General features: G+C 65.5%; 9 protein-coding genes and 1 tRNA gene. All 10 read right to left on the reverse strand.

Translation table 11 applies throughout. The features are described 5' to 3' along the window. Positions 1–51: 51 nt before the first annotated feature. On the reverse strand, positions 52–2,082 hold the full coding sequence (uvrB, locus tag V2J18_RS15645; protein WP_336132254.1) for an excinuclease ABC subunit UvrB: 2,031 nt from the start codon (positions 2,080–2,082) through the stop codon (positions 52–54). 170 nt (positions 2,083–2,252) lie between these two features. Next, the gene (locus tag V2J18_RS15650) at positions 2,253–2,699 is read right to left on the reverse strand and encodes a type IV pilin protein (RefSeq protein ID WP_064748373.1); all 447 of its coding nucleotides are present in this window, start codon (positions 2,697–2,699) and stop codon (positions 2,253–2,255) included. 12 nt (positions 2,700–2,711) lie between these two features. Next, positions 2,712–6,482, reverse strand: coding sequence for a pilus assembly protein (locus tag V2J18_RS15655; protein WP_336132257.1), 3,771 nt, complete (start codon positions 6,480–6,482; stop codon positions 2,712–2,714). A gap of 10 nt (positions 6,483–6,492) precedes the next feature. Then, positions 6,493–7,008, reverse strand: a complete 516-nt coding sequence (locus V2J18_RS15660) for a pilus assembly PilX family protein (RefSeq protein ID WP_064748371.1) — start codon at positions 7,006–7,008, stop codon at positions 6,493–6,495. Between the two features lie 8 nt (positions 7,009–7,016). Then, entirely contained in the window at positions 7,017–8,252 is a 1,236-nt protein-coding gene (locus V2J18_RS15665; RefSeq protein WP_064748370.1) for a PilW family protein, read from the reverse strand. Next, positions 8,249–8,731 (reverse strand): type IV pilus modification protein PilV, encoded by a 483-nt coding sequence (gene pilV, locus V2J18_RS15670; protein WP_075575148.1) that lies wholly within the window; start codon positions 8,729–8,731, stop codon positions 8,249–8,251. Before pilV ends, V2J18_RS15665 begins: the two co-directional genes overlap by 4 nt. Next, positions 8,728–9,264: a GspH/FimT family pseudopilin gene (locus V2J18_RS15675; RefSeq protein ID WP_064748368.1), complete on the reverse strand. Its 537-nt coding sequence runs from the start codon at positions 9,262–9,264 to the stop codon at positions 8,728–8,730. The genes pilV and V2J18_RS15675 overlap by 4 nt, the downstream gene beginning before the upstream one ends. Positions 9,265–9,621: 357 nt before the next feature. Beyond that, positions 9,622–9,698 (reverse strand) — tRNA-Asn (locus V2J18_RS15680). A 90-nt stretch (positions 9,699–9,788) separates the two neighbouring features. Further along, the gene (gene ppnN, locus V2J18_RS15685) at positions 9,789–11,171 is read right to left on the reverse strand and encodes a nucleotide 5'-monophosphate nucleosidase PpnN (protein ID WP_064748367.1); all 1,383 of its coding nucleotides are present in this window, start codon (positions 11,169–11,171) and stop codon (positions 9,789–9,791) included. Positions 11,172–11,377: 206 nt separating this feature from the next. Then, positions 11,378–14,608: a TonB-dependent receptor gene (locus V2J18_RS15690; protein ID WP_064748366.1), complete on the reverse strand. Its 3,231-nt coding sequence runs from the start codon at positions 14,606–14,608 to the stop codon at positions 11,378–11,380. Positions 14,609–15,030 lie beyond the last annotated feature (422 nt).

Consider the following 15,030-nt stretch of genomic DNA (forward strand, 5'->3'; position numbering starts at 1 on the left):
ACGCCCCGCTCCCACCGGCTCCGCGCCGCTCCGGTGGGCGCCCGGCGGCGCTCAGGCCGCGAAACCGGCGTCCTTGAGCTTGCGCAATTCGTCGCGCACCGCCGCCGCCTGTTCGAACTCCAGGTCGCGCGCGTGTTGGTACATCTGCTGCTCCAACTGCTTGATCCGGGCCGCGAACTGGGCCGGACTGAGCGCGGCGTAGTCGGCGGCTTCCTCGGCCAGCTTGCGCCCCTTGCCGCGGGCCTTGAGCGCTTCGGGGTCGACGCGGGCGCCTTCCATGATGTCGACCACCGCCTTGGCCACCGACTTCGGGGTGATGCCGTGAACCTGGTTGTATTCGACCTGCTTGCTGCGGCGGCGGTCGGTCTCCTCGATCGCCTTCTGCATCGAGTTGGTGATCCGGTCGGCGTACAGGATCGCCTTGCCGCGCAAGTTGCGCGCGGCGCGGCCGATGGTCTGGATCAGCGAGCCGGTCGAACGCAGGAAGCCCTCCTTGTCGGCGTCGAGGATCGCCACCAGGGACACCTCGGGCATGTCCAGGCCCTCGCGCAGCAGGTTGATGCCGACCAGCACGTCGAACTTGCCCAGGCGCAGGTCGCGGATGATTTCCACCCGCTCGACCGTATCCACGTCCGAGTGCAGATAACGCACCTTGACCCCGTGCTCGCCGAGGTACTCGGTCAGGTTCTCGGCCATGCGCTTGGTCAGGGTGGTGATCAGTACGCGGTCGCCCATCGCCACGCGCTCGCGGATTTCGCCGAGCACGTCGTCGACCTGGGTCGCGACCGGACGGATCTCGACCTGCGGGTCGATCAGGCCGGTCGGACGCACCACCAGCTCGGTGATCTGCCCTTCCGAATGGCGCAGTTCGTACGCCCCCGGCGTGGCCGAAACGAAGATCGAGCGCGGCGAACGCCCCTCCCACTCCTCGAACCGCAGTGGCCGGTTGTCCAACGCCGACGGCAGGCGGAAGCCGAACTCGACCAGGGTTTCCTTGCGCGAGCGGTCGCCTTTGAACATCGCGCCGATCTGCGGCACGGTGACATGCGATTCGTCGACCACCAGCAACGCGTCCGGCGGCAGGTAGTCGAACAGGCACGGCGGCGGCTCGCCGGGCATGTGCCCGGTCAGGTGGCGCGAGTAGTTCTCGATGCCGTTGCAGTAGCCGACCTCGGCCAGCATCTCCAGGTCGAACTGGGTGCGCTGGGCCAGGCGCTGGGCCTCGACCAGCTTGTTCTGCGCGTACAGCTGTTCCAGGCGCTCGCGCAATTCCTCCTTGATCGTGTCGATGGCGTCGAGCACGGTGCGGCGGGTAGTGACGTAGTGCGAGCCCGGGTAGATCGTGTAGCGCGGCACCTTGTTGAGGGTTTCGCCGGTCAGCGGGTCGAACAGGGTCAGCTGCTCGATCTCGCCGTCGAACAACTCGATCCGCAGCGCCTCGGCGTCGCTTTCGGCCGGGTGCACGTCGATCACCTCGCCGCGCACCCGGTAGGTGGCACGGCGCAGCTCGGTGTCGTTGCGGGTGTACTGCATCTCGGTCAGGCGGCGGATCAGCTCGCGCTGGTCGATGCGCTCGCCGCGCACCATGTGCAGGACCATGCGGAAGTACTCGTTCGGGTCGCCCAGGCCGTAGATCGCCGAGACCGTGCAGACGATGATCGCGTCGCGCCGCTCCAGCAGGGCCTTGGTCGCCGACAGGCGCATCTGCTCGATGTGCTCGTTGACCGAGCTGTCCTTCTCGATGAAGGTGTCGCTCGACGGCACGTAGGCCTCGGGCTGGTAGTAGTCGTAGTAGCTGACGAAGTACTCGACCGCGTTGTGCGGGAAGAAGGCCTTGAACTCGCCGTACAACTGCGCCGCCAGGGTCTTGTTCGGCGCCATCACGATGGTCGGCTTCTGCACCTGCTGGACCACGTTGGCGATGGTGTAGGTCTTGCCCGAGCCGGTCACCCCCAGCAGGGTCTGGTGGGCCAGGCCGTTCTCGAAGCCCTGGACCAGGCGCTCGATCGCCTGCGGCTGGTCGCCGGCCGGCGAATACGGCGCGACCAGCTGGAAGCCGGGGGACTGGGCGGTGTCGTCCATCGTGCGATCCGAACGCGGGGGAGTCGACCAGTGTAGCCAACCCGGTCTCAACGGGTGAGATGAGCGCCTGGCAGCGTCGCCAGACGCCCTCCTCCCGCCCCAAAACGGCCAGGCCCGCTCCGATCCGGAGCGGGCCTGGCCGCGGCGCCCCTGGCAGGCAGCGCGAGGAGTTACTTGTTCCAGCACTCCGCCGGAAGCGAGGCCGGTCCCTTCACGCCGGTATTGGACAAATTCATGGTCCCGCACTTGTCCTTGTCCTGCCCGGTCGAAGCGCTCGGCACCGCCTGCAGCACGAAGCGGTTTGCGGTGACCGCGCCGTCGAAGGAAATCGTGTACTGCGCGGTGCCGTCCTTCGGCGACTGCGGGGGATTGTGGTAGATCGCGCTCAGGTTGGCGCCGACGTAGGTGTTGTTGATGGTGTAGTAACGCTCCATCGCCTGTGCCGCCTCGGCTAGGTCCGACTTGGCCTGGCCGCGCCGGCTCTTGCGCACGCTGTCTTGGTAGGTCGGCACGGCGATGCCGACCAGGATGGCCACGATCGCCACCACCGCCATGAGCTCCATCAGGGTGAAGCCCCGGCTCAGGCGCGCGATCGAACGGTTTCGGTAAGACGTCATGTCGGTCCCCTGTTATCGGATCTGGCGCCAGGACTGGCGTCCGCACGGCCGCGGCAGATAGATCGGCTGCGAGCCCGAAGTCTGCACCATCACCGAGCACTTGGCCGCGACCGCCTTGGCGATCTCTTCGTCGGTCGCCGTAACCGGCAGGATATCGGTCTTCGGCGTCGCCACCACGGCCACGTCCTTCACCGGCGCCGTACCGGAGCCGCTGCCCTGGCGCTTGAGCTTGACCGCGCCGACCTTGTCGCCGAAGCGATTGCCGGTGGCCGAGCCGATGCGCCCGTTGGACAGGCCGGCCGAACCGCTCAAGGCGTCCAGGCCGTACAGCCAGTTGTTGCCGTCGGTCGAGCAGCCGTCGGTGCTGTTCGGGTCGTAGGTCGGGAAGAACAGGATGCCGTTCTGCAGGCGCGGATTGCCGATGAAGCGCTCGCCGGTCGCAACCGGGTTGCCGTTCTTGGCCGTGTCGACGCCGAGGTTGATGAACCAGCCCTTCTTGGTCGCGTCCAGGCGTCCGCCGTCGACATAGCGCAGCACGGCGCCCGTAGTGTCGACTTCCTGGTTGATGTACTGGGCCTGCAGCTCGTTGCGGCCGGCGATGACCGCACCCTTGTCGATGATGCCGTACACGCTCTGCATCGCCTTGTCGCTGGGATCTTCGGTGAACGAGAAGCTGCCGGTGCCGAACAGCACCATCACGTCGTTGCCGACCGTGGTCGCTTCCAGGCCGCCGAGAATCGGCTGACGCAGGCTGTAGTTGTCGTTGTAGCGGGCGATGAACAGCGGCTGGCCGCCGAAGCCGACCGTGTTGTTGCGCAAGTCGAACTTCCACACCGCGCCGTTGAGGTCGCCGGCATAGACCGTGTCGGCGAAGCCGTCGCGGACCTGAGTGGCGCTGGTGCCCTGGTAGCGGTCGATCACCACCACGTTACCGAGGCCGTTCTTGGTCCGGGTCGGCAGCGTGCCGGTGGTTTCCTGAGCGGTGATGCGAGTGACCTTGCCGTCGGCGATATCGACCAGGAACAACACGGCCTTGCCGTTCGCGCTGTCGTAGCCGTTGCCGAAAATGGCCTTCCACTTGATCGCGCCGCCGGCTTCCTTGACCGGAACGATGGCGATCTTGCCCAGCACGCTGCCGATGTCCTTGGCGCCGTTGGCGTCGCCGGACATGTCGTTCACTTCCCACAGCACGTTCAGCGCGGTCTGGCTGGTCACGTCGAGCGCGAACACGCCCTTGCCGCCGGCGCCGACGCTGGCGGCCAGCACCGTCTTCCAGGCGCTCCCGTCGTGGGCGTCGGAGACCGTGACCAGGCCATCGACGAAGTAGCGATGCTGGAACACCTGATCGTTGCGATCGGCGGCGCGGTACGGGAACAACAGATTGCCCATGTGCCCGACCGAGGTCGCCGGGATGTAGGCGAACTGCTCCTTGCCGCTGTCGCCGTCGAAGGCATGGAACATGCCGTCGTTGGCGCCGACATAGACGAAGGTCTTGCGACTGGTGCGCTTGGTGTTGAGATAGTTGGCGTAGTTCAGCAGGTCCGGAGTCAGGCCGTCGGCGCTGCGCAGGCCGCGATAGCCGTAGTCGTCGCCCTTGGAGGAGACGATCGGAGTCGAATTGACGATGTCGCCGAGCAGCGTGGTGCGCTTGCGCAGTTTGCCGCCGTCGTGGGCCCGGCTGCCGCGCAGATAGGCCACCGCTTCGGCGCCGGTCACGCCGCCGTCGATGCGGTTGAACTTGCCGGCGCAGTTCTGCAGCGCGTCGCTGCACAACGCCGTCTGCACTGCCGCGTCGGTGGCGCCGAGCGCAGTGGCGGTGAAATCGCCTACGGTCGGCTTGACGCTGCCGGCCGTGGTCTTGCCGAACCGGACCGTACGGCCCGCATCCGTGATTTGGGAAGCGGCCTCCCACTTCTGGGTAAAGGTGATGGTCCCGGCGACCGGATCGTTGACCGCCGTATACGCAGTCAGCCGGCTGAACCAGTCAGTGCCGTTGTTGGCCGACTCGTAGATCGGCTCGACCGACAAGGTGTTGGAGCCCACGCGCGCGCCGACCAGGCCGATGGTGCCCGACGGAGTGGCGCCGCCGCCGACCGAGGCCAGGATCTCGCGCATCGCCGAAGTGATGTCCGAAGGGGTCGTGGCGTTGATGTACTTGCCGCGCGCGTTCATGGTCGCGTGCCAGATCTCGTCGACGGTGCTGGGAGCATCGTTCTGGAGAGCACGCCAAGCCGGATAGCCCGCCGGGGTGTAAGGATCCGGGGTGTTGGTGACCGGATTGTAGGTCACGCCGTAAATGTCGCCGCGAGCTCCGAGGGTGACCCCGTAGAAGTTCATGTGCGGGTCTTTGCGGCAGTCCAGCCGGGGGTCGTTCGGGGTGGTATTGCAGGCCTCCGGAACCGGCACCTTGCCCAGGCCGAGGTCGCTGCGCAGCGTCGTCTTGTAGTACAGCGCAGCGGTATCGGCGAGCGTATTGGGGTGCCCATCGGCGAGCGGCGCGGGCATGTCGGCGTCCTGCGAGCCGACCGCGGGTCCCCCGCCGTTGCTGTAGCCGTCGGTGAACAGCATGCCGGCGTTGATCTGACAGGCGTACTTCACCGGCGCGCCGGCGTCGGTGCGCAGGAACTGCTTGCCGATATGCTCCACAGCGAAGCGGTTGGGCGTGCCGCCGCTCGCGTTCAAGGTCAGCAGCTTTTCGTTATAGAGCGCCGCTTTCTCGGCCGCCACCGACATATCCCGCATAGTCACGTCGCCGTAGCTGGTCGGATTAATCGTGAACATGCCGACGCGCATCTTCTCGGTGCGCTCGAGCGACAAGGTCAGCGCCGCCTTCATCGCGCGGTTGCGATTGCCGTAGAAACTGAACCAGTTGGCGAAATTCTGGATCGCAACGGCGTATTTCCCAGTGGAATAATTGCCGGGTTTGATCTCGTATTTATAGAGGTCGCAGCCATTGCCGCACGCGTTCTTGGCCAATGTCGGCGTCGCGGTATAGCCCCAGGCGGAGCCGGCGGTAGCGGACTTGAGGTAGAACGTCGCCGGATAGTACTCGATGGAGATCTCGCAATAGTCGCTGACTGTGGTCGCGCTGTTGAGCGTGCGCCAGCTGCCGCCGCGCAGCCCACCGCAATTGCCGTCGGAGTAATACACCGTATCCTTGGGCAGGACCGCCCCCTTGGGCACCATGAACAGGTTATCGCCCCCGTTCATGCGCCAATTACTCGCAAGGCTGATCGTCGGTGACGCTTTGTCCGGATCGACTCGGGTATCAGCGATGCTGGCCTGAGGATAATCGACGATTTCGTTGGATGCGTTCGGCCGTTTCCAGGGTGAGTAGGTGATGTTTGGATTGAAGTAGGCCGGATTCACGTCGGGCGATCGCGCGAAGCCGAAATTATCGATCGGCGGAATCGCATAGCGATTGTCGCCGATACGATAGTCGTTCGACGGAATGGTGTGGTGGAAGTTCTCTAGATCCTTGCTGTCGTTCTGGGTGCGCGGCCGCGCGTTGACGCCAGTGCCGATGAAGAAGCCGTTGGTGGAAGCGGCGTCCTCTTCCCAGAATGCCGCGCCGTCCTTGCCCGGGAACAGGGTCTGGAAGGTCATCGAACCGGAGTTGTCGACCGCCATGACGAACGCGGGCGGCACGGTCACGCTCGAGTTCAACGGCGTCTGCGCCAGCGAGCCGCCGGCCTGGATCGCGTTGGCGTTGTACAGCCAATAGCCGCCGGCGGCGACCGCCAGCGCCAACGGCGCGAGTAGATAGATGCGCGGGGAAGTCATGACGTTACCCTCAGGGCACGAAAATGGTGTCGATGACGGCGTCCGAACCCGGGTTCGCGCCGCGGTCCACGGCGTAGGCCGTGACCTGGAAGATCAGATTGGTGTTCTCGCTGACCGGTGCGGTGCCCATGCCGATACCGCTGCCGCCGGAGACGCACTCGTCGATGCGGCGCGTATAACTGAGCTTGGCCGGTAGCGGGTTGGCGTACTTGAGCTTTTCCGCCCAACCCGACGGGTCGAAGCCGGCGGTGCAGACCGACTCATCCAGGTCGATGGCCTCGGCGCCGCCGCTCTGGACCTGGCGCTGCAAATCGCTTTCCTTACCGCGGGCGCGGCCTTCGGCATTCTGGAATGCCATATTGGTAGAGCGATAGCTGGCCGTCATACGCTCTTGCAGACCGGTGACCTGCATCGCGGTAATGCCCAGCAGCGCCAGCAAGATCAACATGATCAAGGCGACGTACAGCACCACGCCGCGCTGACTGCGCTGGAACTTGGGATACGAACGGGTACGGATGATATTCATGGCAGGCCTCAGTTTCCGTACAGCCGGTTGCGCAAAGCGATACTGGTTTCGTACACAGTGCGATAGCGCTGGTCGTCCGGCAAGGTCAACTGGGTCCCGAGCGAACGCGTAGCCGCGGTTCGTTGCTGCGCCGAAGCCGGGTCGGTGCTGCGGATCAGCAAGCCGACCTGCATGCCGCCGACGCGTTGCCAGCCGCCGCTGCTGTCGCTGGCCGGCAGCAGATTGGCCGCCGTGCGCACCGCATCGATCACGCCAGTCGGCGGCTGGGTCGGGTCGGTGACCATGTCCTGGGCGAACAGCAGCTGCATATTTTCCACACCCTCGACGATTTCCTCGGACGCCACCGCGATAGTGTCCGTACCCGGAGCGGCATCGAACCGAGCCCGATACAGCGTAGGAATTGCCTTTCCGGTGAAATCGACGGCGTTCTTCTTGAGACCGATGTAATAGAGGTAGCTGTCAGCGCGGTACAGACGGGCCTGACCCGATGCGAAGGTGTCGGATCCGTCGAAGGCGATCTGGTTGACGCCCGTGGTCCGCACGGTGAGAACCTTGGCGCCGCTGACATCGGCGACGGCGCTGGCCTGGAACAGCACGACCGAGCGGCAGTCGGCGATGCCGAACAAACCGGGCGTGGCTACTGCGCGCGTCAACGAGCCCCACTGGGTCTGGCCCGGATTGACCCGGATCGTCGCCGGGTTGCCTGTGGTGAAGCCGATCACTTCCGCGCTTTCCGGCGAAAGGACACGCAGCACCAAGAGATCGCTGCCGCGGATCGGCCTTGGATCCAATGAATTGAAAAAATCATTCTGCACCGCGGGCACCCAGTCCGCTGCGCTGCCTACGACGGGATCCGCGATCAAACTTACGGTATCGGCGGGACCGGTGTTGCGCGCCTCGTAGCCGCGGACCGAATAGTCGAACCGCAGCGCCTCGCGTGCAGCTGGAACGGTCGTGTAGTTGCTGCGATCAGACAGGAACAGTTCGCCGAACATGCCGTTGCCGGCATAGAAGTGGGCCTGATCGGAGACACAGCCGAAATGACCGCTCATGCGCGCGTCGCGCTGCAGCGCATCGATCGCGAAACGCGAGCTTTCCTGCGTACGCGCCAAGCCCTGCGCCATCTGATAAGACGCCCGCGAAGCGCTGAAGATCTCGACCAAGCCCAACAGCAGCAGGCCGCTCAACAGCAATGCCACCATCAACTCGATCAGTGACAAGCCTTGTTGCAGTCGTCGGCTCACAGCGCGCTCTCCATTTCGAATTTGGTGCCGGCGCCGGGAAGCGAGCTCCAGCGCTTATCGTCGTCCCACACGATCTCGATTCTGACCGTCTTATTGGCGTTGACGACCACCGTCGCTACCGCCGACTCGCCCAATGCCTGACGCATGCGGCAGGTGAACGCCGCCTTGCGATCGTCCGGGGTCAGCTTGTTGATCCGCGCGCAGCTGGCGTTCGCCGCCGCCGACGAGGCGTTGTAGGTGCCGCCGTACTTGGCCGCCAGCAGGCGGTTGGAGCGAATGTCGTCGAGCAGGTCGCTGGACAGGTTGGTGGCGATGGTGCGCTGGTTGGCGCTCTGCGACAGGCGCAGGTTGGTCGCCTGCAGCATCGCCAGGCCGAGCAGCCCCAGACCCATGACCAACACCGCGATCAGGACTTCGATGAGGCTGAGGCCGCGCTGCGCTCGGGCGGACACAGGCCGACGGGCAGGTCGACGGCTCATGGGCAGGCTCCCTTGGTCACGCTGACGCGACCGATGCGATTGATGTCGAACGAGCGCACGTTGTAGGCGCCGGGCTTGCAGGTATCCGCCTTCATGGAGAAGTTGAAACTTCTGACCGTGACGGTGTTTCCCGACTTCTGGATCGCGCGGCCGCGGTCGTCGAAACCGATCGGCGTCGTGTCCGGAAAGCTGAGGGTGACCCCGTCCAGCGGCTCGATCACTCGCTTGACTTCGGTCGTCTTATTGCGATTGCCGTCGCCGTTCTCGTCGGTCCATACGAGCATGCCGTCCTTCCATTCCGCCCCGCAGTCGTCACGAGTCGGGTTGCTCGGGCAAACCCAGGCCTGGCTCTTGCTGCGCAAGGCCTCGGCGCGAGCGAGATTGAACGTCGCCAGCATTTGGTTGGTCGCGGTCGACACCCGGTTGGACCGGATGGATTCGGTAAAACTCGGCAGAGCCAGGGCGAGCAGGATCGCGGCGATCCCGATCGTCACCATCAGCTCGATCAGCGTGAAGCCGGCGGCACGGCGCATGTGCGGTTCTCTTCCCCAGAGGACAGCGACGATGCTAACAGTCGGAATTACTTGGAAAACCCGCCACACCGACGAGCGGTCGGGCTGGGTCGGCCAATGGTCCGAGGGGGAAAAATATTCCGACCAGCGTCACGTCCGGAGGGTCGACCGGCACCGTCCGCTGCGCCGCACGCGGCGATTGCGCGGATCGAGGATTGGGGATTCGGGTTGCCGCACGGCCCCGCCTTAGTCATCGCCTGCCCGGCACGAACGAAACCGTCCTCCCACCAAACCAATCCCCAATCCCCAATCCCCAATCCCCAATCCCCAATCCCGAAAAGAAAAAAGCCTCGCATCGCTGCGAGGCTTTTTTGAATATGGCGCCCGAAGTTGGACTCGAACCAACGACCCCCTGATTAACAGTCAAGTGCTCTAACCGGCTGAGCTATTCGGGCGGGGCTGCATATGATGCTTATTGAACGGCCCGGCGTCAACACTCGAGTGAGAAACGAAGCGCCGACGCCGGAGCCCGGCATGATACCCGTTCAGGTGACCACGCGATAGCAGGGGCGGTACTCGCCGGCGATCTTCATCCGCCGCTGTTCGACGAAGGCCCGCAGCAGCGCATCCAGCGACTGCATCATGTCCGGATCGCCGTGGATTTCGAACGGGCCGAACTCCTCGATCCGGCGCATGCCGTCTTCCTTGACATTGCCGGCGACGATGCCGGAAAACGCCCGGCGCAGGTCGGCGGCCAGCTCGTGCGGCTTGCGGCCGTGGTGCAGGTCCAGCGCGGCCATGGCCTCGTGGGTCGGCACGAACGGCTTCTGGAACTCCAGCGGGATGTCGACCGACCAGTTGAAGAAGAACGAGTCCTTCTGCTCGATGCGGTACTCGCGCACCCGGCGGATGCCGCTGCTCATGCGCTTGGCCACCTGCTCCGGGTCGCCGACGATGATCTCGTAGCGCGAGGTCGCCGCCTCGCCCAGGGTCAGGCGCAGGAACTTGTCGATCTGCTCGAAATACGGCGCCGACGCGGTCGGGCCGGTCAGGATCAACGGGAACGGCAGTTCGGCGTTCTCCTCGCGCAGCAGGATGCCGAGCAGGTACAGGATTTCCTCGGCGGTGCCGACGCCGCCCGGGAACACGATGATGCCGTGGCCCATGCGGACGAAGGCCTCCAGGCGCTTCTCGATGTCCGGCATGATCACCAGGTGGTTGACGATCGGGTTCGGCGACTCGGCGGCGATGATGCCCGGCTCGGTGATGCCGATGTAACGCATGTTGCGGCGGCGCTGCTTGGCGTGGGCGATCGTCGCGCCCTTCATCGGCCCCTTCATCGCGCCCGGGCCGCAGCCGGTGCAGATGTCCAGGCCGCGCAGGCCCAGCTCGTAGCCGACCTGCTTGGTGTAGATGTACTCGTCGCGCGAGATCGAGTGGCCGCCCCAGCAGACCACCAGGTTGGGGTCGGCCGGGTGCAGGATGCGGGCGTTGCGCAGCAGGCCGAACACCGAGTCGGTGAGGCCGTCGCTGCTGCCCAGGTCGCGGCCGCCGCCCTTGCCGAGCTCGATCGCGGTATAGGCCAGGTCGCGGACCACCGCGAACAGCAGCTCGGCGACGCCGCGGATGATCTCGCCGTCGACGAAGGCCATGGCCGGGGCGTGGCGCAGGTCGATGCGCACGCCGCGGTCCTGCTGGTGGACCTCGATGTCGAAGTCGGGGTAGAGCTCGCGCGCGGCGCGCGGGTCGTCGGAAGCGCTGCCGCTGGTCAGCACGGCCAGGGCGCAGCGGCGCAGCAGGTCGTGCATGCCGGTGGACGCGTCGCGCAGGCGCGCGACCTCGTCGCGGGACAGGACGTCGAGTCCGCCCTTGGGGTAGATGCGGGCGTTGACCGTCGGCAGGACGGCCGTGGCGGGGGTTGCGGTCATTGCGTTTTTCTCTGCGTTTTCATCGATTAGTGGGAAAGGACTCTAGCAGCTTGTCCGCGGGACTGCGGAGGCCGCGCCCCCGGCCGGACCGGTCCGCGGCCGTGCCGCCCCACCCTGCCCGGCCGCGAAATCGGCGGCCCCATAAAAAAGAAAACGGCCGGGGCATCGCCCCGGCCGTTCTCGGTTTTCGCCAGATACCGCAAGAATCAGAAGCGGTAGTGGAAGCTCAGCTGAGCCGCCCAGCGCGAGATGCCCTTCTCGTCGTAGATCTGCTCCGGATCCGGCTTGGTGAAGCGGTAGACGTACTTGCCGGTCGCCGGGTCCACGCCGCCGTAGTCGACGATGCCGCGCATGCCCGGGAAGGCGACTTCTTCGACCCGGCCCCAATCCTTGTTCAGCAGGTTGCCGACGTTGAGGATGTCGAGCGCGAGCTCGGCCTTGTGGCCTTCCCAGAAGCCCGGGAATTCCTGGGCGATGTGCAGGTCGAACTGGTTGACCCACTTGCCGCGGACGGCATTGCGCTGGGCCACCTGGCCGGCATGGCTGCGCATGTACTCGTCGTTGTTGAAGAACTCCCAGAACGCCGCCTCTTCGGCCGCGTTGCGGAACAGCACGTCGCCCGGGCCCTTGGGGATGTACAGCAGGTCGTTGAAGCGGCCGTCGCCGTTGGCGTCGTTGTCGAAGGCGTAGCTGTACGGACGGCCCGAGCGGCCTTCGTAGAACAGCGACACGGTGGTCTTGTTGTCGCCGAAGAACGCGTGCTTCCAGTTGATCGCCGCGGTGAAGCGGTCGCGGATCTCGTAGCTGGAGCGGGCGGCGACTTCTTCGTTGGCCTGGAACACGGCGACGTTGCCGAGCTGCGAGCTCGAGGTCGAGCTGGTCAGCGGGCTGACTTCGTCGGCGTGGGTGTAGGTGTAGGCGACGCTCCACGACCAGTCGCTGTTGTTGAACGGCTTGCTCAGCGACAGGGTGAACTGCTGGCTTTCGCCCTTGCTGGTCTGACGGGCGATGATCGCGTCGTTATAGGCGGTCGCGCGGCGGGCGCGGGCGTTGGTGCGGCTGTTGGTGCACGACGAACCGTTGAGGCCGGTTTCGCGCAGGCAGGCCACGCCTTCGGCGTTCCAGCTGGTCGCGGCCAGGCCGTTGGCGTCCCAGTAGATGTTGCGGCCGTCCTGGCCGGTCTTGGTCGCCGCACCGAGGTTGAGCTGCTGGTAGTACAGGGCGTCGTTGACCGAGGTCACGACGGTTTCGGCGCTGGCGACGATGCCGTACCACGGCAGCTCGGTTTCGAACGCCAGGTTGGCCTTCCACACCGACGGCAGGTTCAGGTCCTTCTCGATGAAGTCCACCGACTGGGTCGCGCCGGCGGCGCCGCCGGCGGCGTTGACCAGGCCGAGCTGCGCATCCGGGTTCGGGCTGAAGCCGTTGATGCCGTTGGTGAACACGTAGTCGGTGTAGGACAGGCCGTTGTTCGAGTACGGGTTGGCCAGCCACACGGTCGGAGTGCCGCCGCGGAACAGGCCGATGCCGCCGCGCAGCTGGGTCGGGCGCTCGCTGTCGAAGGTGTAATTGAAGCCGAAGCGCGGCGCCCACATGTCGGTGCCGTCGATGTTGTTGTCGTTGCGCACGCCGAACAGCGCCGAAGCGGCCGGGTTGAACGTCGGCTTGTCGTCGACCATGGCGCGGTCGTAGCGGATGCCGAAGGTCAGGCTCAGCTTGTCGTTGACCGCCCAGGTGTCCTGCACGAACAGGCCGAGGTTCTTCTGGGTGAACTCGGCGGCCATGTTGTCGAGCTGGCCGCCGGCCGGGTAGAACAGCTGGTAGCGGCTGGAACGGCCGGCGCGGTAGTCGGCCGGGCTGTTGAAGGTGTAGACGCCGTTGACGCGGCGGCCGAACAGGTTGTAGACCTCGTTCGACTCGTAGTCGGCGCCGAACTTGACGGTGTGGTCGCCCAGGAACAGGTTGCCGGCGAAGAACGCGTTCCAGGTCTTGGTCTCGAGGACGTTGGCGTGGGTGTTCTCTTCGGTGCCCAGGTTCAGGGTGTTGCTGCCGAAGCGGACCGCGATCGCCGGCAGGTCGAAGCGCGGGCTGCGCACGGCCGAGTAGTCGCGGTAGGAGACCTTGGCTTCGGTCGAGAACACGTCGGTCCAGTCGCTGAACAGCTGCGCGGTGTAGGTCTTGAACTCGAAGTCGTTGATGTAGTGGTACGAGTTCAACGCCAGCGAGTTGGTGCCGAAGCCCTGCAGGAACGCGGTGCTCTGCTCGCTCTTGGCGTAGCGGAAGTTGGCGCGGTGCTGGTCGTTGATGTTCCAGTCGAACTTGATGCCGTATTCCTCGCTCTTGGTGTCCAGCGAGGGCAGGCTCAGGTCGCCCGGATCGAAGCCGTAGACGCTCTTCGAGGTGTTGATGACGTCGTCGATCTGCGCCTGGGTGATATTGACGATGTTGTTGGCGCCCGAGCCCGGAGGACCGAAGCTGGAGTTGCCGGTGAAGACTTCCTTGCCGGTGTACTTCTCGTAGTTGACGAAGAAGAACAGCTTGTCCTTGACCAGCGGGCCGCCGAAGGTGCCGCCGTAGGTCGACTCGCTGTCGAACAACTGCGGACGCACGTCGTTCTGGTTCTTGCCCGACCAGTCGTTGTCGCGGTACACGCCGTACAGCGAGCCGTGGAATTCGTTGGTGCCCGACTTGGTCACGGCGTTGATCACGCCGCCGGTGCCGCCGGAGATGGTCACGTCGTAGTTGGCGACGTCGACCGAGACTTCGTCGACCACGTCCATCGAGAACGGCTGGCGCGGCGTCGGCAGGCCGTTGCCGCCGAGGCCGAACGAGTCGTTGGTGCTGATGCCGTCGACGCGGATCACGTTGTAGCGCGGGTTCTGGCCGCCGACCGAGATCTCGTTGCGGGACTTGTCGGTCAGCACGACGCGCGGGTCGAGGCGGACGAAGTCCTGCAGGTTGCGGTTGATGGTCGGCATCGACTCCAGCTGTTCGCGGGTGATGGTCGAACCGGCGCCCATCTTGGTCGAGGAGAACACTTCCGAACCGCCCGCGGCGATCGCCTGCACGGCGTCGAGGGTGGTGACCGAATTGTTCAGCGCGACGTCGACTTCGTTGACCTTGTCGAGGTTGAGGTAGACGCCGTCCTGGCTCGCAGTGCCCGCGCCTTCCTTGTTGATGACGACCGTGTACGGACCGCCGACGCGCAGACCGCGTGCGTTGTAGCGACCGTCGGCACCGGTGACGGCGCGGCTGACCGTGCCCGACTCGGTGTGGGTGATGGTCACTTCGGCGCCGGTGACGGGCTGGCCGTCGGCACCGAGGACGCGACCGGCGATGCCGGCGGAGGTGCTCTGCGCGAATACCGGCGCAGTGGCGAGGACGGCGAGCAGACCAAGCGTGAGCTTGGACGTGCGGACGCGGTTGCGATGGGTCATTACTATGGCCTCGGTACGTGGAATGCGTGGCGGAGTTTCGGGCCGGCGCGGCTTTGCGCCGCAGGCCGGGCCCTGAGGTTCTTCTGGCTAGCCCCTACCCGGGCGGCGGCACAGTACGTCGCCGTCGGGTTAACAGCAGTTTAACAGGCTAGGAGGGGAGTGTGACAGGGACGTGACGCAGTTCATGCCTTGTCACACGGTGACCGCGGTCAAAGCTGAACCGGCAAGTGCCGCAAAGTTCGGGGAAAAACCGCAAATCCGGGCAAAGAAACCAGTCGCGGCGGGGACTTAGCACCGCGCCGCGGACCGCCCCCTGGAGCCGCCCAGCGGCCGGGAGCGGTCAGCGCGCCACGTTGGAATGGGCCGAGAGAGCCACCGAATCGCGGCGCACTGCCGGGCCTCGCCCGCGCATCCGCCCCGCC

The sequence above is a fragment of the Lysobacter firmicutimachus genome (genome assembly GCF_037027445.1).
GTDB lineage: Bacteria > Pseudomonadota > Gammaproteobacteria > Xanthomonadales > Xanthomonadaceae > Lysobacter > Lysobacter firmicutimachus.

Coding starts and splice junctions, on each gene's coding strand:
- ppnN (WP_064748367.1), bottom strand. CDS start 11,171: ATGACCGCAACCCCCGCCACGGCCGTCCTGCCGACGGTCAACGCCCGC.
- pilV (WP_075575148.1), bottom strand. CDS start 8,731: ATGAGCCGTCGACCTGCCCGTCGGCCTGTGTCCGCCCGAGCGCAGCGC.
- V2J18_RS15650 (WP_064748373.1), bottom strand. CDS start 2,699: ATGACGTCTTACCGAAACCGTTCGATCGCGCGCCTGAGCCGGGGCTTC.
- uvrB (WP_336132254.1), bottom strand. CDS start 2,082: ATGGACGACACCGCCCAGTCCCCCGGCTTCCAGCTGGTCGCGCCGTAT.
- V2J18_RS15655 (WP_336132257.1), bottom strand. CDS start 6,482: ATGACTTCCCCGCGCATCTATCTACTCGCGCCGTTGGCGCTGGCGGTC.
- V2J18_RS15660 (WP_064748371.1), bottom strand. CDS start 7,008: ATGAATATCATCCGTACCCGTTCGTATCCCAAGTTCCAGCGCAGTCAG.
- V2J18_RS15675 (WP_064748368.1), bottom strand. CDS start 9,264: ATGCGCCGTGCCGCCGGCTTCACGCTGATCGAGCTGATGGTGACGATC.
- V2J18_RS15690 (WP_064748366.1), bottom strand. CDS start 14,608: ATGACCCATCGCAACCGCGTCCGCACGTCCAAGCTCACGCTTGGTCTG.